The 26,019-nt window shown below is 64.7% G+C and carries 17 protein-coding genes and 1 pseudogene; 10 read left to right on the top strand and 8 right to left on the bottom strand.

Going from position 1 to position 26,019, the window contains the following annotated elements:
* The first annotated feature begins 24 nt into the window (after positions 1-24).
* From hda to panB, 6 genes are all read left to right on the top strand, one after another.
* Positions 25-768 (top strand): DnaA regulatory inactivator Hda, encoded by a 744-nt coding sequence (gene hda / locus FNZ07_RS16405; protein ID WP_091010042.1) that lies wholly within the window; start codon positions 25-27, stop codon positions 766-768.
* A gap of 11 nt (positions 769-779) precedes the next feature.
* A complete protein-coding gene (locus tag FNZ07_RS16400; RefSeq protein ID WP_091010040.1) occupies positions 780-1,466 on the top strand; it encodes a histidinol-phosphatase in 687 nt (228 codons plus the stop codon).
* Positions 1,463-3,019, top strand: coding sequence for a polynucleotide adenylyltransferase PcnB (gene pcnB, locus FNZ07_RS16395; protein ID WP_091010038.1), 1,557 nt, complete (start codon positions 1,463-1,465; stop codon positions 3,017-3,019). The genes FNZ07_RS16400 and pcnB overlap by 4 nt, the downstream gene beginning before the upstream one ends.
* A gap of 48 nt (positions 3,020-3,067) precedes the next feature.
* Positions 3,068-3,598: a 2-amino-4-hydroxy-6-hydroxymethyldihydropteridine diphosphokinase gene (folK, locus tag FNZ07_RS16390; protein WP_091010036.1), complete on the top strand. Its 531-nt coding sequence runs from the start codon at positions 3,068-3,070 to the stop codon at positions 3,596-3,598.
* A gap of 43 nt (positions 3,599-3,641) precedes the next feature.
* A complete protein-coding gene (locus tag FNZ07_RS16385; protein WP_091010034.1) occupies positions 3,642-4,373 on the top strand; it encodes a deoxynucleoside kinase in 732 nt (243 codons plus the stop codon).
* 66 nt (positions 4,374-4,439) lie between these two features.
* Positions 4,440-5,255: a 3-methyl-2-oxobutanoate hydroxymethyltransferase gene (gene panB, locus FNZ07_RS16380; protein ID WP_091010032.1), complete on the top strand. Its 816-nt coding sequence runs from the start codon at positions 4,440-4,442 to the stop codon at positions 5,253-5,255.
* A 131-nt stretch (positions 5,256-5,386) separates the two neighbouring features.
* Here the strand turns inward: panB and pabB are convergent, their stop codons facing one another.
* From pabB to hrcA, 7 genes are all read right to left on the bottom strand, one after another.
* Entirely contained in the window at positions 5,387-7,297 is a 1,911-nt protein-coding gene (gene pabB, locus FNZ07_RS16375) for an aminodeoxychorismate synthase component I (protein ID WP_091010898.1), read from the bottom strand.
* Positions 7,298-7,336: 39 nt separating this feature from the next.
* Entirely contained in the window at positions 7,337-8,476 is a 1,140-nt protein-coding gene (dnaJ, locus tag FNZ07_RS16370; protein ID WP_091010030.1) for a molecular chaperone DnaJ, read from the bottom strand.
* A gap of 256 nt (positions 8,477-8,732) precedes the next feature.
* Positions 8,733-10,685, bottom strand: coding sequence for a molecular chaperone DnaK (gene dnaK, locus FNZ07_RS16365; RefSeq protein ID WP_091010028.1), 1,953 nt, complete (start codon positions 10,683-10,685; stop codon positions 8,733-8,735).
* Between the two features lie 177 nt (positions 10,686-10,862).
* Complete coding sequence (grpE, locus tag FNZ07_RS16360; protein WP_091010026.1) at positions 10,863-11,444, bottom strand: nucleotide exchange factor GrpE; 582 nt, start codon at positions 11,442-11,444, stop codon at positions 10,863-10,865.
* A gap of 504 nt (positions 11,445-11,948) precedes the next feature.
* Positions 11,949-12,356 (bottom strand): RNA-binding S4 domain-containing protein, encoded by a 408-nt coding sequence (locus FNZ07_RS16355; RefSeq protein WP_091010022.1) that lies wholly within the window; start codon positions 12,354-12,356, stop codon positions 11,949-11,951.
* A 94-nt stretch (positions 12,357-12,450) separates the two neighbouring features.
* Entirely contained in the window at positions 12,451-13,521 is a 1,071-nt protein-coding gene (gene hemH, locus FNZ07_RS16350) for a ferrochelatase (protein WP_091010897.1), read from the bottom strand.
* A gap of 183 nt (positions 13,522-13,704) precedes the next feature.
* Positions 13,705-14,724 (bottom strand): heat-inducible transcriptional repressor HrcA, encoded by a 1,020-nt coding sequence (gene hrcA, locus FNZ07_RS16345; protein WP_091010896.1) that lies wholly within the window; start codon positions 14,722-14,724, stop codon positions 13,705-13,707.
* Positions 14,725-14,971: 247 nt separating this feature from the next.
* Between hrcA and FNZ07_RS16340 the strand changes: the two genes are divergently transcribed.
* Together FNZ07_RS16340 and recN are read left to right on the top strand one after the other, a co-directional pair.
* Positions 14,972-15,874 carry an NAD kinase gene (locus tag FNZ07_RS16340; RefSeq protein ID WP_091010021.1) on the top strand — a complete coding sequence of 301 codons (903 nt, stop codon included), beginning with the start codon at positions 14,972-14,974 and terminating at the stop codon, positions 15,872-15,874.
* 55 nt (positions 15,875-15,929) lie between these two features.
* Positions 15,930-17,594, top strand: coding sequence for a DNA repair protein RecN (recN, locus tag FNZ07_RS16335; protein WP_091010019.1), 1,665 nt, complete (start codon positions 15,930-15,932; stop codon positions 17,592-17,594).
* Between the two features lie 114 nt (positions 17,595-17,708).
* On the opposite strand, the pseudogene glnE reads toward recN, so the two are convergent.
* Positions 17,709-20,503 (bottom strand): annotated as a pseudogene (gene glnE, locus FNZ07_RS16330) (bifunctional [glutamate--ammonia ligase]-adenylyl-L-tyrosine phosphorylase/[glutamate--ammonia-ligase] adenylyltransferase).
* Between the two features lie 193 nt (positions 20,504-20,696).
* Here glnE and FNZ07_RS16325 point away from each other — a divergent pair.
* Both FNZ07_RS16325 and FNZ07_RS16320 read left to right on the top strand, forming a co-directional pair.
* Positions 20,697-24,923: a YhdP family protein gene (locus FNZ07_RS16325; RefSeq protein ID WP_091010015.1), complete on the top strand. Its 4,227-nt coding sequence runs from the start codon at positions 20,697-20,699 to the stop codon at positions 24,921-24,923.
* 103 nt (positions 24,924-25,026) lie between these two features.
* Positions 25,027-25,869 (top strand): carbon-nitrogen hydrolase family protein, encoded by an 843-nt coding sequence (locus FNZ07_RS16320; protein WP_091010013.1) that lies wholly within the window; start codon positions 25,027-25,029, stop codon positions 25,867-25,869.
* Positions 25,870-26,019: the final 150 nt, after the last annotated feature.

Genomic DNA, 26,019 nt, shown 5'->3' with positions numbered 1-26,019 from the left:
CCACCCCTACGCACCCGACCTATCGTGCTTCGACAGCTGACGCTCGATCTCGGCACTCCGCCGCCATCGACATTCGACAACTTCTTCGCCGGTGCGAACGCCGAGCTGGTGACGCGCCTGCGCGAACTGGACGGCGCACTCGCGGCCGGCCCGGTCGCCGATCGCACGTTCTATGTGTGGGGCGAAGCCGGCAGCGGCCGCACGCACCTGCTGCAGGCGTTCATCCACGAAGCGGCGCCCGGGCATGCGCGCTTCGTCAGTCCGCAGAGCAGCCTCGCGGCGTTTGCGTTCGATCCGCGGGTCGCGCTGTATGCGGTCGACGATTGCGATGGGTTGTCGGCAGCGCAGCAGATCGCGCTCTTCAACCTGTTCAACGAAGTGCGCGCGCAGCCTTCCAGTGCACTCGTCGCCGCGGGCAACGCCGCGCCGATCGGCCTTACTGTGCGCGAAGACCTGCGCACGCGGCTCGGCTGGGGGCTCGTGTTCCATCTTGCGCCGCTGCCCGACGAAGGCAAGGCGGCAGTGCTGAAACACGCGGCGCGCGAACGCGGCATCGCGCTCGCCGACGACGTGCCCGCCTACCTGCTCACCCATTTCCGCCGCGACATGCCGAGCCTGATGACGCTGCTCGACGCGCTCGACCGCTTCTCACTCGAGCAGAAACGCGCGGTCACGCTGCCGCTGCTGCGCACGATGCTGGCTTCACCCTCCGGGGCCGAAGACCTGCGCGCGGCAGCCTCGCCCGCTGCCGGTAGCCGCTTCAAGTAAAATGTGCCCCCATGGCTAATCTCGCACTCTTCGACCTCGATCACACGCTCATCCCCACCGACAGCGACCACGAATGGGGCCGCTTCATGGTCAAGCTCGGCATCGTCGACGGTGCCAGCTTCGCGCGTGAAAACGACCGCTTCTATGCCGACTACAAGGCCGGCAAGCTCGATATCCATGCCTATCTGGTCGCCATGCTGACGCCGCTGGCCGGGCGTTCGCGCGCGCAACTGAAGGAATGGCACGACCAGTACATGCATGAAGTGATCCGCCCGGCCATCGTGCCGGCCGCCATGGAACTCGTGCGTCAGCACCGCGATGCCGGCGATCTGTGCTGCGTGGTCACCGCAACCAACGAATTCATCACCGCGCCGATCGCCGAAGTGTTCGGCGTCGACAACCTGATCGCCTGCGAAGTCGAAACCGTCGACGGCGATCCGCACTCGGCCTACACCGGCCGCCCCACGGGCACGCCGAGCTACAAGGAAGGCAAAATCCTGCGCACCGAGGCATGGCTCGCATCGCTTGGCAAGACATGGTCCGATTTCGGACGCAGCTACTTTTACAGCGATTCGCATAACGACATCCCACTGCTCGAACGGGTGACCGACCCCATCGCGACCAACCCTGACGATACGCTGCGCGCCCACGCGCAGGCGCACGGCTGGCGCATCCTGGAACTCTTTCAATCCACGTGATCAAGAAACTCATTCGCAAGCTGTTCGGACAGGACACGACGCCCGCCGACGCATCCCCGGCGGAAGCCGCCGAGACGTCCACGGCGCCCACGAAAACGCGTCGCAAGCCAGCGGGTAAAGCCGCGCCGGCCAAGCGCGACCCGGACGTGCCCGTCATCATCCCGTCCGAGATTCACGGCATCGATCCCTCGCTGATCTCGAAGAACGCGATCCGCGTCACCGACGGGCTGCAACAGGCCGGGTTCCGGGCGTTTATCGTCGGCGGTGCGGTGCGTGACCTGCTGCTCGGCATCGCGCCGAAAGACTTCGACGTCGCCACCGACGCGACACCCGACGAAGTGCAGAAGCTGTTCCGCCGCGCGCGCATCATCGGCCGGCGTTTTCAGATCGTGCACGTGCAGTTCGGCCAGGAAATCATCGAGACCTCGACGTTCCGCGCACTGGTCGACCCGCCGGCCGCCGACGCTCCGCCGCAGAAACGCCTGCGCCGCGACGAACTCGATCGCCGCACCCATGCCGTCGACGCCAGCGGCCGCGTGCTGCGCGACAACGTGTGGGGCGAGCAACACGAAGACGCGACACGCCGCGACTTCACGATCAACGCGATGTACTACGACCCCGCCACGCAGACGGTGCTCGACTATCACAACGGCATGGCCGACATGCGCGCGCGCCTGTTGCGGATGATCGGCGACCCGGCCACGCGTTACCGCGAAGACCCGGTGCGGATGCTGCGCGTCGTGCGCTTTGCCGCGAAGCTCGGCTTCGAGATCGAAGATTCCACGCGCGCACCGATCAAGGCACTCGCCGACCTGATCAACAACGTGCCGGCCGCGCGCCTGTTCGATGAAATGCTCAAGCTGCTGCTCTCGGGCCACGCGTTCGCGTGCCTGCAGCGGCTGCGCCAGGAGGGCCTGCATCACGGCCTGCTGCCGCTGCTCGACGTCGTGCTCGAACAGCCGCAGGGCGAGAAATTCATCACGCTCGCGCTCACCAACACCGACGACCGCGTACGCGCCGGCAAACCGGTCTCGCCCGGTTTTCTGTTCGCGACGCTGCTATGGCACGACATGCAGCAGCGCTGGCAGCAATACGAAGCAAACGGCGAGTATCCGGTGCCCGCGCTGCACCGCGCGATGGACGACGTGCTCGACATGCAGACCGAAAAACTCGCGATTCATAAGCGCTTCTCGTCCGACATGCGCGAGATCTGGGGCCTGCAGTTGCGCCTCGAAAAACGCTCGGGTCGCGGCGCCATCAAGCTGCTGGAACACCAAAGATTTAGAGCGGGGTATGATTTCCTCCTGTTGCGCTGCGAATCCGGCGAACTCGACGAGTCGGTGGGGGCGTGGTGGACGGAGTTCATCGAAGGAGACATCGCCGCGCGCGAGGCATTGCTCACGCAGGGCGGGAAGGACCGGGCACCCAAAAAACGACGGCGGCGCGGTGGCGCCAGAAACCGCAATGAGGGTGGCGGAATGGAGGGCGGTACGACAGCAGGTACTCGCGCAGCAAACGACGTGAGCCCCGGCGGCGGCGCTCACGAGGATTGAGGCGGCACCGGCACTCGCCGTCGAACGAAAGTCGTAGGAAGTTATGCCATGACGGTTGCTTATCTCGGCCTCGGCGCGAATCTCGGGGACGCGCGCCAGACCCTGAAAGACGCAGTGGTGTGCCTTGCACAGCAGCACACCATTGCCGTGCTCGCGAAGTCGAGCCTCTATCGCACCGCCCCGATCGACGCGGGCGGCGACGATTACTTCAACTGTGTCGTGCAGCTCGACACGACGCTCCCCGTGCGGCATCTGCTCGCGCTGTGCCACAAGATCGAGCATCACTTTGGCCGCGAGCGCCCGTTTCGCAACGCGCCGCGCACGCTCGATCTCGACATCCTGCTATACGGCGAGCAATCCATCGAAGAACCCGATCTGATCGTGCCGCATCCGCGGCTCGTCGAGCGCGCGTTTGCACTGGTGCCGCTCATTGAAATCGCCCCGCAGCTGATCATCCCGCAGCACGGCCGCGCGGACACGTTCCTCGCCGCGGTGGCCGATCAACGCATCGAAAAGATGAAGAACCCGTGTCAGTGCCCGATGCTTGGCGCGAGCGCCGACAAGGGCGAGCGCCTGTGAGTCCGTCTTCCCCTTCTTCCATCACTCGCCGGATAAACCGCCGATGAGCACACCGCTGACCGTCACCGCCCCCGTTCTGCGTCCGCCGTTCCGCTATCTGGCGATCGAAGGTCCAATCGGCGTCGGCAAGACCTCGTTGACGCGGCGACTCGCCGAACGCTGGTCGATGCGCACGCTGTTCGAACGGCCGCAGGACAACCCGTTCCTCGAGCGCTTCTATCGCGACACCGCGCGCTATGCGTTGCCGACGCAGTTGCATTTCGCGTTGCAGCGCGCCCAGCAGGCGCAGGAAATCGCCGCTGCGCACGCAAGCGGCGTCGCGCTGGTGGCCGACTTCATGACGCAGAAGAACGACATCTTCGCGCGGCTGACCTTGCCCGACGACGAATGGAATCTGTATCGCGCGCTCTCTACGCGCATCGATGCGCACTCTTCCGCAAGCGAAGGAAATGCGCGCGGCGCGCTCGAAGGAAGCGCCCGTACGGCGCCCTCACCCGATCTGGTCGTCTATCTGCAGGCAAGCCCCGAGGTGCTGTTCGCGCGCATCCAGAAACGCGCCGTACCGATGGAGCTGCAGATTCCGGATGCCTATCTGCGCGCGCTGTGCGATGCGTACAACGACTTCTTCTACCACTACGACCGCACGCCGGTGCTGACGGTCAACGCGGAACATCTGAACCCGCTCGACTCCGATGCGGACCTCGCGCTGCTGGTCGAACGTATCGAGACGATGCGCGGACGCAAGGAGTTCTTCGTGAAGGGCACCTCGCTATAAGCGACGTCGCGCCAGACACCGCGCATCCGCACGACGACTTTTCAACGCACCTCCACTGGATTATTCATGACCTATCTGCAGGAAGCGGCCCGGAACGCGATCACGGTCCCGAAGCTTCAGGCGATGCGCGACGCCGGCGAAAAAATCGCCATGCTCACGTGCTATGACGCGAGCTTTGCCGCGCTGCTCGACCGCGCGGGCGTCGACGTGCTGCTGATCGGCGATTCGCTCGGCAACGTGCTGCAGGGACATGCGACGACGCTGCCGGTTTTGCTCGACGACATCGCGTATCACACCGCGTGTGTCGCGCGTGCGCGGCCAGCGGCGCTCGTCGTCGCGGATCTGCCGTTCGGTACCTACGGCACGCCTGCCGATGCGTTCGCTAGCGCGACGCAGGTGATGCGCGCCGGTGCGCAGATGGTGAAGCTCGAGGGTGGGGAGTGGCTTGCGGAGACCGTGCGGTTTCTGATCGAACGCGCTGTGCCGGTCTGTGCGCATGTCGGGCTTACGCCACAGTCCGTGCACGCTTTTGGCGGCTTCAAGGTGCAGGGCAAGACCGAAGCCGGCGCGAGCCAGTTGCTACGTGATTCGCGGGCGTTGCAGGATGCGGGCGCGCAACTGGTCGTGATCGAAGCGATCCCGACGCTGCTCGCCGCCGAAGTCACGCAGCAACTGCGCATTCCGACTATTGGCATCGGCGCTGGTGTCGACTGCTCCGGTCAGGTGCTCGTGCTGCACGACATGCTGGGGATTTTCCCCGGCAAACGGCCGCGCTTCGTGAAGGACTTCACGCAGGGGCAACCGGGCATCTTCGCCGCCGTCGATGCGTATGTGCGTGCGGTGAAGGATCGGTCGTTTCCGGGCCCTGAACATACGTTTTGAGCAGTGGTGTCTGCTGCGTTTGCGGCAGGGCGCCGCCGGTTACGCACTCGTCACACCGACGGACAGTGGGCCGCACAATGCGTTGCCGGGCACTAGCGCGTCGGGGTGAAGCAGGTCCCCGGCCGTTTCCGTTAGGTCGTTGCCGGTGCGCTGACAATGCGAGCCGGCAACACACCACGCAATGCATTACTGAGTATCAGCGCGTCGGCACGCAGCAGGTCTGTGCGTGTGAGCACGCGCTCCGCCGCGCGAAGCGTCGGGTCTTCGAGTAACACTGCGCGCATCACACCTGGCAACACGCCCGAATCCAGCGGCGGCGTCCACCACGCCCCATCGAGCTTCACGAATACATTCGTACGGCCACCTTCGGTCAACTCGTCGCGCTCGTTGAAGAACAGCGTGTCGAATGCGTGGTGCGCTTCCGCTTCGCGCCAGCCACGATCGTAGTCCGCGCGGCGTGTCGTTTTGTGACGCAGCAATGGGTCGTCGGCCTGCGTCGCGGCGAATCCGCGCTCGGGCGCGAGCAGCACGCCGACCTCGCCGGCGGGCAACACCGCGAGTGGCGCAGCGACGATCTGCGCGTCGCCGCTCTTGCCAACCGCGAGCCGCACGCGGTGCTCGACACCCGGTGGCAACGCAACGCGTTGCGCCTCGAGCTGCTCTCGCACTGCGTCGACGTCAAAGGGAAAATCGAAGTAGCGCGCACTCGCGGACACGCGCGCGAGATGGCGTTCGAGGTGGCGAATACCGTCCTCGTGCGTCGCGTACATCGTCTCGAACAGCTCGAAGCCGGGATCGGCTTCCGTCAGGAAACGGGCTTTCAACTGACACTCCTCGTATTCGTCGGCGGCGACACTGTCGAGCACGATGCCCGCACCGACGCCCATGGTTCCATGGCGCTTGCCGGTGCGATCGGCGGCCTCGAGCGTCAAGGTGCGAATCGCAACCGACAGGCAGAAATCACCACAAAGCTCTTCTTCGACTGAATCAGGCACAGGTGCATCGAGCCAGCCGATCGCACCTGTGTACAACCCACGCGGCGTCGTTTCGAGCGTGTCGATCAGCTGCATCGTACGGTGCTTCGGCGCACCCGTGATCGATCCGCAAGGAAACAGCGCGCGCAGCACATCGGCGAACGACGTGCGTGAACGCAATGCAGCCGTCACCGTCGACGTCATCTGCCACACCGACGCATACGGCTCAACCGAGAACAGCGCCGGCACCCGCACCGAACCGATGTGCGCGACTCGCGACAGATCGTTGCGCAGCAGGTCGACGATCATCACGTTTTCGGCGCGGTTCTTCGGATCGCTGGCTAGAAAGTCGGCGGCGCGTCGGTCGAGCAGCGGATCGGCGGCACGCGGCGCGGTGCCCTTCATCGGGCGCGCGAGCAACGTCGTTCCCGTCTTGCCGACGAACAACTCCGGCGAACACGATAGCACCCAACGGCCATCCGGCAATGCAATCAGCGCGCCAAACGGCACCGGCTGACGGTCGCGCAGACGCCGGTAGAGCGCGAGCGGCGCACCGAACACATCGAATGCAAGCCGGTAGGTGTAGTTGACCTGATACGAATCGCCGTCACGCAGCGCCGCGTGGATCGCTTCGATCGCGGCGGCGAACTGCTCGTTATCGACGCTCGCCCGCAGGTTCGCCGTGCCAGCCACCGACGGCTGCGTTGCGCCGCCGTCGCGCTGCGCGAGCCATGCATCGGCGGCTTCGCGCGACAGCCTGGCGCATCGTTCGAACAATAAAAAACGCAGCGGGGCGTCGCCCCGCTGCGTTGCTTGAAACTGCGCACTACCAGTGTCGGTATGGATACCGGCCAGGCCGTGGCCAAACTCATAGTCCGCGAGCACGACCACATGCAAGCCCGCCCGCTGATCCGCTACGACATCGGCCACAACCGCATCGAGTTGCGCGGCATCGGTACACACACGCTCGCGCACAAACCCGGTGTACAAACGGGTCGACGGACAAAGCGCCGTCGCCTCGCTATCGTCAAGCAACGCGAATACCGCATCACGTTCTTCAGCCGCCATCTCGACCACCGGCATCAAACCGCCATCAACCACAGCACATCAATCGAAGAAGCTCTTCACCCGATCGAACCAGCTCTTGCTTTGCGGGCTATGACGCGCGCCGCCTTCGACCAGTGACTTCTCGAACTGCTGCAGCAGTTCGCGCTGCTGGTCGGTGAGCTTGACCGGCGTTTCGACCTGCACGTGCACGTAGAGATCTCCGGCGATGCTCGAACGCAGCCCCTTGATGCCCTTCGCACGCAGACGGAACGTCTTGCCCGACTGGGTACCCTCGGCCACCGTAAAGGTCGCGCGGCCCGCCAGCGTCGGCACTTCGATCTCGCCGCCAAGCGCCGCGGTCGTGAACGGAATCGGCATCTGGCAATGCAGATCGTCGCCGTCGCGCTCGAACACCGAGTGCTGCTTGATGTGGATCTCGACATACAGGTCGCCCGACGGGCCACCGTTGATACCCGGCTCACCGTTGCCCGCGGAGCGGATGCGCATGCCGTCGTCGATACCCGCCGGGATCTTCACTTCCAGCGTCTTGGTTTCCTTGGTCTTGCCGGCGCCATGGCAATGCGTGCAAGGCTCGGGAATATAAGTGCCGGTGCCGTGGCACTTCGGGCAGGTCTGCTGGATGCTGAAGAAGCCCTGCGACATGCGCACCGCGCCGGAGCCGTTACAGGTCGGGCAGGTTTCGGGCTTGGTACCGGGTTTCGCACCCGAGCCGTGACAGATCTCGCACGACACCCAGCTCGGCACGCGAATCTGCGTGTCGTAGCCATGAGCCGCCTGCTCGAGTGTTATTTCCATGCTGTAGCGCAGATCGGCGCCGCGATACACCTGCGGGCCCGCACTACGACCGCCGCGTGCACCACCGCCCGCGGCCTGGCCGAAGATATCGCCAAAGATATCGCCGAATGCATCGGCAAACCCGCCGAACCCCTGCGCACCTGCACCGCCCATGTTCGGATCGACGCCGGCGTGGCCGTACTGGTCGTAGGCCGCGCGCTTCTGCGTGTCCGACAGCATTTCATAGGCTTCCTTCACCTCTTTGAAACGCTCTTCCGAATCCTTGCTGTCCGGATTGCGGTCGGGGTGATGCTTCATCGCCAGCTTGCGATAAGCCTTCTTGATTTCGTCGTCGCTCGCGTTCTTCGCGACGCCCAGAACCTCGTAGTAATCCCGTTTCGCCATATCGTTTCAGCGCCAACCGCGCGGTGCAGCGCAGCGGCTCCTGTTGAATGCTGGAGTCTCTCGACTCGTTCCAGGCGCTGCGCACCGTGCCGTTTGCACGGCATGCACAGCGTCCTCCATAAAACAAATGTGCCCGGGGAGCCGGAAGGCTCGCCAGGCGTAGTCACCGTTCATGCGCCGGATGGGCGCAGACCGTTTTGTAGCCGGCCGGGCGCGGCATGGCTGCGCCCGGCGTTACGGTTAGAGACAACCCGGCTTAGTCCTTCTTCACTTCCTTGAACTCGGCATCGACGACGTCGTCTTCCGGCTGACCGGCACCACCTGCCGACGCACCCGCACCTGCCGCACCCGCTGCCGCGCCTGCGGCACCCTGGGCGGCCTGCATGTCGGCGTACATCTTTTCGCCGAGCTTCTGCGATGCCGTTGCCACGACTTCGATCTTCGCGTCGATTGCAGCCTTGTCGCTCGCACCGCTCTTCAGCGTCTCTTCGAGGTCCTTCAACGCGGCTTCGATCTTGTCCTTCTCGCCGGCTTCGAGCTTGTCGCCGTATTCCGTGAGCGCCTTCTTCGTGCTGTGGACCAGTGCATCACCCTGGTTGCGGGCATCGGCCAGCTCGCGCAGCTTGTGATCTTCTTCGGCGTTCGCTTCGGCGTCCTTCACCATCTTCTCGATCTCGGCTTCCGACAGACCCGAGTTCGCCTTGATGACGATACGGTTTTCCTTGCCGGTCGCCTTGTCCTTCGCGCCGACGTGCAGGATGCCGTTCGCGTCGATGTCGAAGCTCACTTCGATCTGCGGCACGCCACGCGGCGACGGCGGAATACCTTCGAGGTTGAACTCGCCCAGCAGCTTGTTGCCGGCTGCCATTTCGCGTTCGCCCTGGAACACCTTGATCGTCACGGCGCCCTGGTTGTCGTCGGCCGTCGAGTACACCTGAGCGTGCTTCGTCGGGATCGTCGTGTTCTTGTTGATCATCTTCGTCATCACGCCGCCGAGCGTTTCGATGCCGAGCGACAGCGGAGTCACGTCGAGCAGCAACACGTCCTTACGATCACCCGACAGCACCTGGCCTTGAATCGCGGCGCCAACGGCAACGGCTTCGTCCGGGTTCACGTCACGGCGCGCGTCCTTGCCGAAGACTTCCTTCACCTTGTCCAGCACCTTCGGCATACGCGTCTGACCGCCAACGACGATCACGTCGTCGATGTCGCTCACCTTCACGCCAGCGTCCTTGATCGCGACACGGCACGGTTCGATCGTGCGTTCGATCAGGTCTTCGACCAGCGCTTCGAGCTTCGCGCGGGTGATCTTCAGGTTCAAATGCTTCGGACCCGAGGCGTCGGCCGTGATGTACGGCAGATTGATTTCGGTTTGCTGGCCCGACGACAGTTCGATCTTGGCCTTTTCAGCGGCTTCCTTCAGGCGTTGCAGCGCGAGCACGTCCTTCGACAGATCGACGCCTTGCTCTTTCTTGAACTCGCTGATGATGTAATCGATGATGCGCTGGTCGAAGTCTTCACCGCCGAGGAACGTATCGCCGTTCGTCGACAGCACTTCGAACTGCATTTCGCCGTCAACGTCGGCGATCTCGATGATCGAGATGTCGAACGTGCCGCCGCCCAGGTCGAACACGGCGATCTTGCGATCGCCCTTTTCGGCCTTGTCGAGACCGAACGCGAGCGCGGCTGCGGTCGGCTCGTTGATGATCCGCTTCACTTCCAGACCGGCGATGCGGCCGGCGTCTTTCGTGGCCTGGCGCTGGCTGTCGTTGAAGTACGCGGGAACCGTGATCACGGCTTCGGTGACCGGCTCGCCGAGGTAGTCTTCAGCGGTCTTCTTCATCTTGCGCAGCACTTCCGCCGAGATTTGCGGCGGGGCGAGCTTCTGGTCATGGGCTTCGACCCAAGCGTCGCCGTTCTCTGCCTTGACGATCTTGTACGGCATCAGGCCGATGTCCTTCTGCACTTCCTTTTCTTCGAAGCGACGACCGATCAGGCGCTTCACGGCAAACAGCGTGTTGCGCGGGTTCGTGACGGACTGGCGTTTAGCCGGTGCGCCGACCAGCACTTCGTTGTCGTCCATGTAGGCGATGATCGACGGCGTCGTACGGGCGCCTTCCGAGTTTTCAATCACCTTGACCTGATTGCCTTCCATCACCGCCACGCACGAGTTCGTAGTGCCGAGGTCGATGCCGATAATTTTGCCCATTTTTACCAATCTCCTGTATTTCGATCGCTGCGGAACGCCTTGTGCCTGCTGGCTTTACGGCCGATTCCGCCTCCAGATTCATACCTGCACCCAAGGTGAGTGCATCCGCATCGTTTTCAAGACCTTTTACGCGATACGGTCTTTAAATATTTTCAATCGCCAGCCGATGCCAACCGGTTACTTCGGCTGCGGCTGGGCAACGGTGACGAGCGCCGGCCGCAGCACGCGGTCCGCGATCACATAGCCCTTTTGCAGCACGGCGACGACGGTGTTCGGCTCCTGCTCGGCCGGCACCATCGAAATGGCCTGGTGACGGTGCGGGTCGAACTTCTCGCCGACCGGGTTGAGCGGCACGACACGGCCTTTCTCGAGCGCGCCGGTGAGCTGGCGCAGCGTCAGTTCGACGCCCTCGCGCACCTTCACGAGGTCATCCGACGAATGCGTGAGTGCCGCTTCGAGGCTGTCGACCACCGGCAGCAGGTGTTCGGCGAAACTCTCGATCGCGAATTTGTGCGCTTTCGTGACGTCTTCCTGCGCGCGGCGCCGCACGTTTTCGGTCTCGGCTTTGGCCCGCAGGAAGCTTTCCTGGAGCTCGACGATCTTTGCCTGGGCTTCGGCCAGTGCGGCTTCGGCCTCGCCGGCCGAGCCTTGAGCAGCGGCTGCGTCCTGCTGCAAGGCGGCGTCTGCGGCTTCGTCCAGCTTCGCCGGGTCGGCGGACGCCGGATTCTGGCCTGTCGGGTTCTCTTGCGTGTTTTCCATGTCGCTGAAAGTCGTTAGAAATATAAAAACGGAAGCCAAAAAACCAGGCGGGGGCGTGTCGCTCGCGTCCGGCGCATTGTCATGTTGCTAATGCGCGACGCGCAACGACCTGTCCCCCGCTCGCTAGCAGTGCAAATAGGTGCGAAAACGCCGTTTTCAAGCCTTCCGGGACGGTTTTTGCACCGCAGTCGTGCTGCGGAAACGCCCGGTTACAACCATTACCCAGCCTTCATCAGATTGAGATTGAGCGGCATTTCCGAGTGGCCTAAACTCCATTCAAGCGTCAGAAAAGGCAGGTTTACCCTGAGCTTACGCGAGCCCATCACCGTCCGTCCCAATTGCCTGTTTCCATCCTGTGTTCAGGGGGTACCGTGAAACTGACCTTTGCAATATCGGCGGTCGCCTTGGTACTCATCGCGGGGACCACGACCATCTGCATGTCCGGGGCCGTCAACGAGAGCACGACCGAATATGGCGGCGTGCACGCGACGATGGAAAAGCTGTTCAATCCCCACCTGAAAGTCTGTCGATAATGCGCCGGTCGCGTTTCGTCGGCCGGCCCTGCAACGCCTCTGCCGGCTCCCGGTACGTCTTGCGGCGTTCCAGCTCCTGCTGCCGTTTCGCCTTGCTGTCCGCGGTTTCCGCGTAGAGCGTCTGGGCTACGCTGGCCGGCCCGCGCACGTCGCACAGGCCCAGCACCTCCACCTGCCACACCATCCGTTCGATCTCGATCTCAACCAGATCGCCGACGCGCACGTCTCTGGCCGGCTTGACCGTCGCGCCGCCAATCCTCACCTGTCCTTTCTCGACCGCCGTGGCCGCGAGCGAACGCGTCTTGAAGAAGCGCGCCGCCCATAGCCACTTGTCGATCCGCAGGCGTGCGCCTGCGTCGGTTGAAATGCGGTAGTTCATCGGTTGCTCCTGGTCGCAGCGGCACCTGCCGGCGAGGCGCTGCGAAATTCAGGTGCCGGGCCTGTTGTCCAGCCCGGCGACGCAACGGCAGCGCTCATGCCGCCGCCGCGCCGTGGGTGTGCGGCGCCTGCACCGGCCAGCCCTGCAGATTGATCGCCACGATTTCGCCAAGCGCCGCGATCCACGCCGGCGCCGTATTGACGCAGGGAATGCGGTGAAACTCCTTGCCGCCCGCGTGCACAAACTCGTCGCGAACTTCGATGCCGATTTCCTCGATGGTTTCGAGGCAATCGGCGGTGAAGCCCGGACAGAACACGTCCGCCCGCCGCACGCCCGCCGCACCCAGTTCCTTCAGCGTCGGCGCGGTATATGGCTGCAGCCATTCGGCCTTGCCGAAGCGCGACTGGAAGGTCACCCGGCATTCGACCGAGCTCAGCTCGAGCGCCTGCATCAGCAGCGCGCCGGTTTGCTGGCATTGCTCGTGGTACGGATCGCCGAGATCGAGCGTGCGTTTGGGCACACCGTGGAAACTGAGGATCAGCTTGTCGCCGGCAGCGAAATCCGGGCGGCCGTGCGCGTGCCAGTAATGCTGCACCTGGGCCGCGAGCGCCGCGATGTACGCGGGATGATCCGCGTACTGGCGCACGGTACGGATCTCGGGCTGGTTGCGCATGCGTCGCAACGCTGCGAACGCGTCATCGAAGGCAGTAGCGGTCGTCGACGACGAATACTGCGGATACATCGGCATCAGCAGCACGCGTTCGGCGCCGGCAAGCTTCAACTGGTTCAGCATCGCCGGAATGCCCGGCGTGCCGTAGCGCATCGCGTACTCGACGATCGTCGTATAGCCGTTCGCCTGCAGCAACTGACGCAACGCGTCGACCTGCTTCTCGGTGTGCACGCGCAGCGGCGAGCCCTCCGGCATCCAGACCGCCGCGTATTTCTTCGCCGACGAAACGCCACGAAACGGCAAGATCAGCAGACGCAGGATGATCTGCCACAGCACGGCGGGAATCTCGACGACACGCGGATCGGACAGAAACTGCGCGAGGTAGCGCCGCACCGCGCGGGGCGTGGGCGCATCGGGGGTGCCGAGATTGATCAGCAGCACGCCGACGCGATGTGCCGCGGCAGGCTGCGAAGGCCGCTCGAGATCGAAACGCATAGGCAACGGGTCGGCGCGCGGGGCGCGGAGTGAGAGGCGAAAGCGGCCATTATAGCGGCGCGGCTCGCCGGACCAACCCGCAACCGCCGCGCTTACCGCGCCCGTTGGCCATCCGGCCGATTGGTGGCGCGGAAGCCGGCGCGGCATCATCCACCATTGCAAGGGAAGACTGCGGAAACCGCCCTACTGCTGGCTGAGCGTCAGCGAGAGCAGCCGCGCGGTGATGTCGACGATCGGGATCACGCGGCTGTAGGCCATGCGCGTCGGCCCGATCACACCGAGCGTGCCGACGATCGTGCCATTCACCTCATACGGCGCAGTGACGACGCTCATTTCCTCGATCGGCACGAGGTTCGATTCGCCACCGATGAAAATCTGCACGCCCTGCGCGTGACTCGAAACATCGAGCAACTGAAGGAGGCTGGTCTTTTGGTCGAATATATCGAACAGCTTGCGCAGCCGCGCCATGTCGGACGACAGGTCGGCCACTTCGAGCAGGTTGCGCTCGCCGGAAATCAGCACGGTTTCGCCGGTATCGGTGTCGTCGGTGCTCGCGGTGACCGCAGCGTGCATCAGCGTCGTCATGTCGCCGCGCAGCGCATCGATCTCTTCGCGCAGGCGGCGGCGCACCTCGTCGAAGGAGAGACCGGCGAAATGCGCGTTGATGTAGTTGGACGCTTCGGTCAGCTCGGACAGCGAGAAATCGCGCTGCGTCGCCATGATGCGGTTCTGCACATCGCCTTCGGGCGTCACGATGATGAGCAGGATGCGCTTGTCCGACAGACGCATGAATTCGATCTGCTTGAACACGTGACTGCGGCGCGGCGTCAGCACGACGCCGGCAAACTGCGACAGGCTGGACAACACGCTGGCCGCGGCCGCGACGATCTTTTGCGGCTCGCCGGCCTGGAGCGTGGTCTTGACAGTGCGGGTAACGGCTTCTTCGTCGGCGGCGGACTCCATGGTCAGCATCGTGTCGACGAAGAGCCGGTAGCCGCGCGGCGTTGGAATCCGGCCCGCCGACGTATGCGGGCTGATTACGAGTCCCAGTTCCTCGAGGTCGGACATCACGTTGCGGATCGTCGCGGGGCTCAGTTCCAGCCCGGAGTAACGCGACAGCGTGCGTGAGCCGACCGGCTGACCTTCGGCGATGTAACGCTCGATCAGCGTTTTGAGGAGGGTTTGTGCGCGGGGATCTAGCATGACGAAAAATTTTAGCTCAATGGCGCTACAAACGATATGACCGGGATGTCGCCATCTATCCCAGCCGGCTTTGTCGCCCGTCAGCAGTTGCATGGCAGAGGTGCCGCCGCGCGCCCGATGCGGTCCTGTCATCGGCGCTTCACCATTCTAACGACAATCCTGTCCATGCAAGCCCGCTTTCGGTCCCGGCGCGCCGCCAGGATTGGCCACGGTTCTTTTCGACACCTACCTATGGTGTAATGCCGGCATGCAAGTTACCACCCAGTTCAAGACCGTCGCGCTCATAGGGCGCAGCAACACGCCCGGCATCGGCGAGCCGCTGACGAAGCTCGCCGCCTGCATCGAGAAGCGTGGCTTCGAGGTCGTGTTCGAAGCGGACACAGCCGCCGAGATCGGCGCGTCCGGCCACCCCGCGCTGCGGCTTGCCGAGATCGGCGCGCGCGCGGACGTCGCGGTCGTGCTCGGTGGCGACGGCACGATGCTCGGCATCGGTCGGCAACTGGCGCCCTACCGTACCCCGCTGATCGGCATCAACCACGGCCGGCTCGGCTTCATCACCGACATCCCGATTTCCGACATGTACGAGGCCGTCCCGCAGATGCTCGCGGGCAGCTTCGAGCGCGAAGAACGCACGCTGCTCGAAGCGCGCATCATGCGCGCCGGCGAACCGATCTATCACGCGCTCGCGTTCAACGACGTTGTCGTGAATCGCAGCGGCTTCTCGGGGATGGCGGAACTGCGCGTCTCGGTGGATGGGCGCTTCATGTCGAACCAGCGCTCCGACGGTCTGATCGTCGCGACGCCGACCGGCTCGACTGCGTATGCGCTGTCGTCGGCGGGACCGATCCTGCATCCCCAGTTGCAGGGCCTCGTGCTCGTGCCGATCGCGCCGCATGCGCTGTCCAACCGGCCGATCGTGTTGCCGGACGACTCGAAGGTCGGCATCCAGATCATCTCGGGCCGCGACGTGAATGTGAACTTCGATATGCAGTCGTTCACCGCGCTTGAGCTGAACGATACGATCGAGGTGCGCCGCTCGCGCCATACGGTGCCGTTCCTGCATCCGGTCGGGTATAGCTATTTCGCGACGCTGCGCAAGAAGCTGCACTGGAACGAGTACCCGTCGCACGAAGACGATCCTGAAAACTGAGCTGAGAACTGAACGCTCGCCTCGCCCGTCACCGCCTGCCAACCAGACCACCTCCATGCTTCGCCATCTCTCGATACGCGACTTCGTCATCGTCGCCGCGCTCGATCTCGAATTCGACAGCGGCTTCACGGTTTTCTCGGGCGAAACGGGCGCGGGCAAATCGATCCTGATCGATGCGCTAGCGCTCGCGCTCGGCGCACGCGGCGATGCGAGCGTCGTGCGCACCGGTGAAGCGCGCGCCGATATCACCGCCGAATTCGACACGCACGGCGAAGTCGAGCAATGGCTCGACGACCAGGCGCTCGGCACGACTGGCGATGCCGCCGGCAACACCGTGTTGCTGCGGCGAGTGCTCGATGCAAACGGTCGCTCGCGTGCGTTTGTCAACGGCACGCCGGCCACGCTCACGCAACTGCGCGAACTCGGTGAGATGCTGGTCGATATCCATGGGCAGCATGCACACCAGTTGCTGATGCGGCCCGATGCGCAACGTCAGTTGTTCGATACGCACGCCGGCCTGCTCGAAACGGCCGCCGTCGTGAATCGCGCATGGCGCGGCTGGCGCGACGCCGCTCAGGCTGTCGAACTCGCGCAAACCCGCGATCGCGAACTACAGCTCGAACGTGAGCGCCTCGCCTGGCAGCTCGCCGAACTCGACAAGCTCGCGCCGCAGCCCGGCGAATGGGAAGACGTGAATGCCGAGCATCGGCGGCTGTCGCACTCGGCGAATCTGATCGACGGCGTACAGGGTGCGCTCAATGCGCTGTCCGAATCCGACGAGGCGATGCTTTCGCAGCTCGGCACGATCGTCTCGAAGCTGCGCGATCTCGCGGAGATCGACCCGGCGCTGAATGATGCGCTCGCCGCGCTCGAGCCCGCCGAAATCCAGTTGCAGGAAGCTGCCTACTCGCTGTCGCATTACGCGCAGCGGCTCGAACTCGATCCGGACCGGCTCGCCCAGGTCGAAAAGCGGCTCGAAGCCTTGCACTCGGCGGCGCGCAAATTCCGCCTTCAACCGCAGACACTGCCCGAAGAACACGAAGCACGTCGCGCGCAACTTGCCGCGCTCGACGCGGCCGCCGACATCGACAGCCTGCGCGCCGCCGAAGCAAAAGCGAAGGAAGCATATCTCGCCGATGCGCGGCAATTGTCGAAGGCCCGCGCGAAGGCTGCGAAGGCGCTCGGCGCCGCGGTGACGACCGGGATGCAGGAACTGTCGATGGCGGGCGGCAGCTTCGAGGTCGCACTCGTCGCGTTGCCGGAAGGCGGGGCGCACGGACTCGAGCAGGTCGAGTTTCGTGTCGCCGGTCATGCGGGTGTGCCGCTGCGGCCGCTCGCCAAAGTTGCATCAGGCGGCGAGCTCGCGCGGATCAGCCTCGCGCTCGCAGTGATCGCGAGTGCCGCGAGCCCGACGCCGACCTTGATCTTCGACGAAGTCGATACCGGGATCGGCGGTGGGGTTGCCGAAGTGGTCGGGCGTTTGCTGCATCAGCTCGGGCGCGATCGCCAGGTGTTGTGCGTCACGCACCTGCCGCAAGTCGCGGCGCGCGGCGATCATCATTTCCAGGTGGCGAAGGCATCGAGCGGCAAGAGCGGTACGGTCAGCACCGTCACGCCGCTCGACAAGACGAGCCGAATCGAGGAAGTGGCGCGGATGCTTGGCGGTCTGGAGATCACCGCCACTACGCGCAAGCACGCGAAGGAAATGTTGACGGCGTAAGGCGAGCGCATGGCGTTGCACGTCATGCGCCAACCGCGCGTTAGCCCAACACTCGCTAACCCACAGCTTCAAGGTGCTAACCGCGGCCGTAGCAGATCGCGCACTAGCCGCGCCTTAGCCAAACACCCGCTGCCAAAGCTTCAGCACGACATCGCGCTCCCCGCCACCGCATCCGGATCGACCCGCGCCTTCTCCATTCCGTCGAGCCGCAACCGGTGCTGCATCTTCCGGTACGTGCGATACGCGGCGCCAACCGTTTCGGCCTCGTCCTCGCTCATCAGCCCGAAGCGCGACACTTCGCGCAGCAGCGCAATATTGCCGGTGTTGCGGATCAGCTCCGGGTCGCTTGCCGCATGTAGCAGCACCCAGTACTGCACAAGGAATTCGATATCCACCATGCCGCCGCGGTCGTGCTTCAGGTCGAATAGCGGCGAACGATTCGGATGCCCGACTGCGACGCGCTCGCGCATATCGACGATCTCGCGCGCAAGCGGTGCAGCTTCACGCGGTGTGGTCAGCACCTGCTCGCGAATCGCCTCAAAGCGCGCGCCGATCTCGGCATCGCCGGCGCAATAGCGGGCCCGCGTCAACGCCTGGTGTTCCCAGACCCACGCGGTATTCGCGGCATCGCCCTCGCGCAGCTGATAGCGGCGAAATGCGTCGAGATCGGTGACGAGCAAACCCGACTCGCCGTTCGGCCGCAACCGCAGATCGACATCGAACAGCGTGCCCGCGCCAGTCGCCATCGTGAGCCAGGTGATCAGACGGCGTGTGAAGGTCGCGTAGACATCGGCGGCGGCATCGTCGGTGTCGTCGTACAGGAAGATCAGGTCGAGGTCCGACGCGTAGCCCAGCTCTTTGCCGCCGAGCTTGCCGTACGCAATCACCGCGAAACGCGGCACCTCACGATGACGCTTCGCGAGCTGCGCCCAGACCGCTTCGAGCGTCACGTCGAGCACCGCATCGGCGAGTTCGGACAGCCGGTCGCTGACGTGCTCGACGCTGAGTTTGCCCGCCAGATCGATCAGCAGGATGCGGAACACTTCGGCCTGGTGCGCATGACGCAGCAGATCCATCTGATGCTCGACACCGTCGGCGGCTGCGAGATGCGCGCGCAGCGTCCGCTTGAATTCGGGCCAGTCGAATGGACTCGCGATCGCTTCGTCGTCGAGCAGTTCGTCGAGCAACTGCGGATGGCGGATCAGATAACCCGCCGCCCAGTGCGACGCGCCGAGCACCGACAACACGCGATGCAACGCGCTCGGATATTCGGTCAGCAGCGCGAGATACGCACCGCGTTTGCTCACCGCTTCGAGCAGATCGAAGAAACGCGCGACTGTGTCGCCGCGCCGCTCGGGCGGCTCGAGCGTGCGCGCTGCCTCGAGCGCACGCTGGGCGACGATGTCGAAGCGCTGCCGGCTGCGCTCGGCGAGCCCCGCATAGCGCGACGACTGCCACATGGCGCGCAGCCGCGCGAGCAGCTCGGCCGGCTCCGTAACACCCAGTTCGACGAGACGGGCTTCGAGCGCTTCACCGGCGCTGTCGTCGGCAAGCGCACTGCTCCATACCCACGCAGCCGCACCGTCTTCGCGCACGGCGCAGCCACGATGACCGGTCACCTTGTCGGAGAAGATCTGGTCGAATTGATGCTCGACGCGATCGCGCTGCGCGTTCAGCTCCACCATCAACGCGGCGTAATCGTCGAAGCCCATCGCGGCGGCGAGACAGGCGCGTTCGTCGGGATCGACCGGCATCGCGTGTGTCTGTGCGTCGTTGCGATACTGCAGCCGGTGTTCGAGTTCGCGCAGAAAGCGATACGCGTGCGATAACTCATCGCACACCGCCGGCGCGATCAATCCGCGCACGTTCGCATAGCGCAGCACGGCGAGCGTCGGCCGCACGCGAAACCCTGTGTCCTGACCGCCACGAATCAACTGAAACACCTGCGCACTGAACTCGATCTCGCGAATACCGCCGCGGCCGAGCTTGATGTCGTCGGCCTTGTCGGGACGCATCGACGCGCGGCGCTGCGCTTCCTGGCGAATCTGCACGTGCAGCGCGCGAATCGCGCCGATCACGCCGAAGTCCAGATACCGGCGATAGATAAACGGCAGCGTGAGGGCGGCAAGTTGCTTCGCGAGACGCCGCGCAGATTCGCTGCGGCCTTCCGACACGAGCCGCCCCTTGATCCACGCATAGCGCTCCCACTCGCGGCCCTGCACGTAAAAATACTCTTCGAGCATGCCGAGGCTACACACGAGCGGTCCCGAATCGCCGTTCGGACGCAGCCGCATGTCGACGCGAAACACGTAGCCGTCGGCGGTGACTTCGGCGAGCGCGCCGATCAGGCGCTTGCCGACGCGCGTGAAAAACTCCTGCGTCGCGATCGGTGCGCGCTGGCCGCCCGCGGTTTCGCCGTCGTCCTCGTAGACGAAGATCAGGTCGATATCCGACGATACATTCAGCTCGCGCCCGCCCAGCTTGCCCATCCCGACGACGCCGAGCGTCAGCCGTTCGCCTTGCGGTCCGCGCGGCTCGCCATAGAGCGCTTCGAGATCGGCGGACACAACGGCCAGCGCGCGCTGGATCGTCACCTCGGCGAGATCGGTCATCGTGCCTGTGACTTCGGCGACATCGGCAGTGCGGGCAAGATCGCGCTCCATCACGGCGCAGAACACCTCGGTGCGCAACTGCCGCAAGGCCCGTTTCAGTGCATCGTCGCCGCTCGTGGCGCCCGCCACACAAGCCGCCGATTCGGCGCACAGCGCGTCGAGCCGCGCATCGATCCGTTCGCGCGTGAGCGGCGTCGCGGCCAGCGCTGCAATGCGCGCCGCGAGATCCGGACGCGCAGCGACGGCCCGTGCAACGTAATGTGAATAGCTGGAACTCAGCAGGGTTACATCAGTCATCAAAGGTCTGGCTCGCTCGTTGCTATGTCCCGTAGACCGGTCCCGGATATCCCCGGCGCATCATGGTTCGCACCCGCAACATGGGCTGCAAACCGGTATGGGCAAGGGTTTGCAGGAAGTTCGAGGGTACCGGCCCGTGTGTTACATTTCGTCGTCTGACAGCAAAACTACCATACCCGCCAACCGCCGCAGCATGTCCGAGCGAAACGACTCCGCCGACCCGCACAATGCTGGAAATACCAGGCCGGCCGGCGGACACGACCATGTGGTTCTGCGCCATACGCTGCGGGTGGTGCTGGGCATCGCGCTCGTCGTTTATTTCATCGTGGCCGCGCTGGTGCTGGGTCTGCGTTACGGCGTCCTGCCGCACGTCGACTCGTTCCGGCCGCGCATCGAAGCACTCGTCTCCGACAAACTCCACACCGAAGTCCGCATCGGCAAGCTGGCGCCGCACTGGCTGGGCTTCCAGCCCGGCGTCGACGTCACCAATCTCACCATTCGCGATCGCGACGGTAACGTTGCGCTAACGGTCCCGCACGCTACCGCCACGGTGTCGTGGCGCTCGCTCGTGCAGCTCACGCCGCTGCTTTCGAGCCTGATCGTCGACAAGCCGGACGTCCTCGTTGCGCGCTCTGCGGACGGCACGTTGTCGGTGGCCGGGGTGCCGATGCCGAGTACGCACACCGGCAATGACACGTTCACTACCTGGCTGCTGCGCCAGCAGGCGATCGTCTTGCGCGGCGGCACGCTGCGCTGGCGCGACGCGCGCCACGACGCACCCGAGCTGACCCTGCAGGACATCCGACTCGCCATTCTGAACGACGGCTACGACCACCGGATCGCGCTGCAGGCGCCCGCCGAAGGCACCGTGCTGCACGGCCCACTCGATTTCCGCGCGCAGTTCCGGCATGCGCGGATGGAGCCGATAGGTAAGCCGGTCAACTGGAGCGGCACGGCTTACGTGTCGACCGGTCCTGTCGATCTGCCTACACTTTCCCACTACATCGATTTCCCGATCGAGACTTTCGCGGGCCGCGTCGACAACGCCATCTGGATCGCGTTCGGTCAGGGGCGCATGAAATCGGCCAGCGGCGAATTGTCGGGTACCGACGTCTCGCTGCGGGTACGCCCCACCCAACCGAAGCTCGAGATGCCGGAGGCGCGCTTTTCCTGGTCGCTCGACGCCCCGGCGCGCGGCGACTACACGCTGATGCTGCGCAACCTGCGCGCGGAACTCGGCCAGCCGCCGCTCGACGACGGCACACCGCTCACACGCACGCTCGCGCTCACCACGCTGACCGGCCACTACCGGATGCCGAGCGTGCAGCACGGCCAGCTGGTCAGCGTGGCCGGCGATCGCGTCGACCTCGGCATCCTCGCGGAATTCAGCCGCGCGCTGCCACTGCCGCGGCGTCTGCTGAACGAACTCGTGCGGTTCAATCCGCGTGGCCAGGTCGCCAATTACGAAATGAAGATCGAGCGCGCCACGCCGGAAGGTGGGGAAGCCGCGAGCGAACGCAGCGCGACCGGCGCCGAACCGATCGTGCGTTACCGGTTCAAGGGCGACCTGCAGGGCATCAGCGTCGCCGCGCAGGAACCGCCGCCGGGGCTCACCGCGCTGAACCACCCGCGCGCCGGGATCCCCGGTTTCGAGAATCTGTGGGGCAGCGTCGACGCCGACGAAACCCACGGCTCGGTTACGCTCGACACCGCCAATGCAGCCGTTACGCTGCCGGGCGTGTTCGACGACCCGAGACTCACGTTCGATCGCCTGCAGGGCACCGGCACCTGGACCGTGAACCCGGCCGTGCCCGGCGAAACGCACAAGCCGTTCGCCATGTCGGTGTCGTCGCTTGCCGTGCAGAACGCGGACCTGCACGGCAAACTCGTCGCTAACTATTCGAACCCCGGCCACGGCCGCGGCACACTCGATCTGAAGGCCGACATCGATCATGCTCAGGTGTCGCGCGTCGTGCGCTATCTGCCCACCAGCATCAGCGAAAAACTGCGCATCTATCTTGGCCACGCGTTGCAGGCCGGAACCGCACAGAACGGCACGATCGAAGTGCACGGCGACCTGACGCAGTTTCCGTATTCGCGCAATCCTTCTGCTGGGATCTTTCATATCGTCGCGCCGTTCAAGGGCGGCACCTTCGACCCATCGCCATACCCGCCGAAGAAAATGAAGGACGGCACACCGAGCGTGTGGCCCGCGCTCGAAGGCATCAATGGCGTGTTCGAGCTGAAGGAGAACCTGTTGCGCTTCGACATCGACCGCGCGAAGTACCGGCGCGTCGCGTTGAACAAGGTGACGGGCCGCATCGACGATCTCGGTACAAAGACGTCGAGCCTAGTGATCGCCGGCGACGGGCGCGGTCCGCTCGCCGACCTGCTCGATTATGTGAACAGCAGCGCGCTCGGCGGCATGTCGAAACACGTGGCCGAAAAGATCCATGCCGACGGTCCCGCCACGCTCGCGTTGAAACTCACGGTGCCGCGCACGCCGAAGCCGCACATCGCCGTTGAAGGAACGGTCGGCTTCCAGAACAACCGCCTCGCGATGAACAACGTGCCGCCGCTGTCCGACCTGCGCGGCAAGGTTCATTTCACCGAGCACACCGCCGCGCTCGACAGGCTGTCGGGCCGGTTTCTCGGCGGCGACGTGCGGGCGAACGGCGGCCTGAAGCAAAACGGCAGCTATGCGCTCGACGTCGCGGGCCACATCGCCGTCGATGCCGCGCGTGGTCTCGATCTGCATGGTCCCGCCGCGCAGGTGTTGACGCGGATGACGGGTAGCGCGCCGTACGACCTGAGTGTGCAAGGCAGCAAGGGACGTCTACCCGAGGTCACGGCGAATTCCGATCTGACCGGACTCGCGCTGAACTTTCCCGCGCCGCTCAACAAACCGCTCGGCACACCGATGCCGTTGCACTTCACGCTGCAACCGCAGTCCGCGGTAGCGTCCGCCGAGCCGGCAAGTGCAGCAAGCGCGGCTGGCACGACCACCACAACCGGCCAGCAACGCGCCGACCTGACATTCGGCCCGATCGCCGCAACCTATCTGCTGCAGCTCGCACCGCACGAAAAACCCACCGTCGTGCGCGGCGCGATCGGCGTCAACCGGCCCGCCGAGCTGCCGTCCGAAGGCGTCACCGCCGCGGTCGACATCGACGCCCTCGATGCCGACGCATGGCGCACATTCGTCACCGACATGCGCCACGGCAACGACGGCACGCAACCTGGCGTACCGTCGGCGAGCGTCGCGCAGTTCCTGCCGAACCGCTTCGCCGTACACATCGGCACACTCACGCTGCTCAAGCGCCACTGGGAAAGCGTGGTGGTCGGCGCCTCACACCTCGACAACAAGTGGCAGGCCAACATCGCGTCGAACCAGGTGTCCGGTCACGTGTCGTGGCTGCCTGGTGCCAGCAAGGATTCGCCGGGCACGCTGCAGGCACGCCTCGCACGCCTCGTCATTCCCTCCGCGTCGGAAAACGATCTGCTCGGCCAGGCGATCTCGGCGCCGGCGCAGAACATGCCGACGATCGATCTGGTCGTCAACGAACTGATCGTGCGCGGCCGCAACTTCGGCCGGCTCGAAGTCGATGCGCACAACAGCGACGAAGACGGCGTGCCGGTGTGGCAACTCGATACGCTCGAAGTCAGCAATCCGGCCGCGAAGCTGACCGCGACCGGCAACTGGCGCACGTCGCGCCGGCTCGGTTCGAACGCCGACGAGGACACACCGCGCCGCACGGTGTTCGACTTCAAGCTCGACATCAAGGACGCGGGCGAACTGCTCGAGCGCGCGGGACTGCCGCGCACCGTCAAGGGCGGTTCGGGCGTGCTGGCGGGCAAGGTTGGCTGGCGCGGCGGCCCGACTGCAATCGATTACCCGACGCTCAACGGCAACCTGTCGCTCGATTTGCATCACGGCCAGATCCTCAAGGTCGATCCGGGCGCGGCGAAGCTGCTCGGCGTGCTGAGTCTGCAAAGTCTTGCGCGCTTCGCGACGTTGAACTTCAAGGATGTGATCGGCAAGGGCCTGCCGTTCGAAAGCATCAAGGGCACCGGCGAGATCAACAACGGCATCGGTCGCACCGACAACTTCGAGATGATCACCGCGCCGGCGCGCGCCGATATGCGCGGCACGGTCGACCTCGCGCACGAAACGCAGAATCTGAACGTCCACGTCATCCCAACGGTCAGCGCGGGCGCCGCCGCCGTAGCGGTCGCCGTGATCAATCCGTTGCTCGGACTCGGCGTGCTGGCGGCGGATCTGGCGCTATCGCATTCGATCGGCAAAGCCTTCGCACTCGACTACGCGATTACCGGTTCTTGGTCCAAACCGCATGTCGAGCGGGTCCATGGCGATCGGGGTAAGATGGACGCACCCGCTTCTGCGGCGACCGCTCCTTGAACCCTTGTTCCATGCGGCGCGGCGCCGAGGCGGCCAGTCTCGTTCTCGCCCGCGGCACGCGCTATCAGCGCCGCGGCCCTGCCCGGAACCTTTCGACAATCTCATGAGCGATCAACACGCCCATTCCCCATCCGAAGCCGCGTCGTCCACCCGCGTTGCCGCGTTGCAAATGGTGACGACGCCCGATCGCGAGCGCAATCTCGCCGAAGCCGAACGCCTGATCGCCGAAGCCGCCGCCGATGGCGCGCAGCTCGTGCTACTGCCCGAATATTTCTGCTTCATGGGCTTCAAGGACACCGACAAACTGTCGATCCGCGAAGCATATCGCGACGGCCCGATCCAGCGCTTTCTCGCCGACGCCGCGCGCCGGCATGGCGTGTGGGTGATCGGTGGAACGCTGCCGCTTACTGCGCCGGAACCGGAGCGCGTACTGAATACCACGCTCGTGTTCGATCCGCAGGGGAACGAAGCGGCGCGCTACGACAAGATTCATCTGTTCAGTTTCGAGAAAGGCGCCGAATCGTTCAACGAGGCGCGCACGATCCGTCCCGGCGACAGCGTCACGACCTTCGAAGCCCCGTTTGGCCGCGTCGGCCTGTCGGTGTGCTACGACCTGCGCTTTCCCGAGCTGTATCGCAAGCTCGGCGATTGCGCGCTGATCGTCGTGCCGTCGGCGTTCACTTACACGACCGGTCGGGCGCACTGGGAAACCTTGCTGCGCGCACGTGCGGTCGAAAACCAGTGCTACGTGCTCGCGGCTGCGCAGGGCGGCACGCATGAAACCGGCCGCCGCACGTGGGGCCACAGCATGCTGATCGATCCGTGGGGCGAAATCGTCTCGGTACGCGAAGAAGGTGCCGGAGTGGTCGCGGGCAATATCGAACGTGCGCGCATCGACGAAGTCCGGGCGAGCCTGCCCGCCTTGCGTCACCGCGTGCTTGCCTGACAAGTCCGATACAACCATTGAAATCCGGCCCATTCGAACCATCTGATAACCTATCCGCATCGAATATGCGTATCGAATGACAATGGCAACTGCGGACAACCGCAGCAATCCGAACCGCCAGCTCGCGATATCCCCAAACTTACGACCCGA

Origin of the sequence: Paraburkholderia megapolitana (genome assembly GCF_007556815.1) — a bacterium.
GTDB lineage: Bacteria > Pseudomonadota > Gammaproteobacteria > Burkholderiales > Burkholderiaceae > Paraburkholderia > Paraburkholderia megapolitana.
The sequence above is the reverse complement of the archived record's forward strand: the minus strand, read 5'-3'. Positions and strand labels throughout refer to the sequence as shown.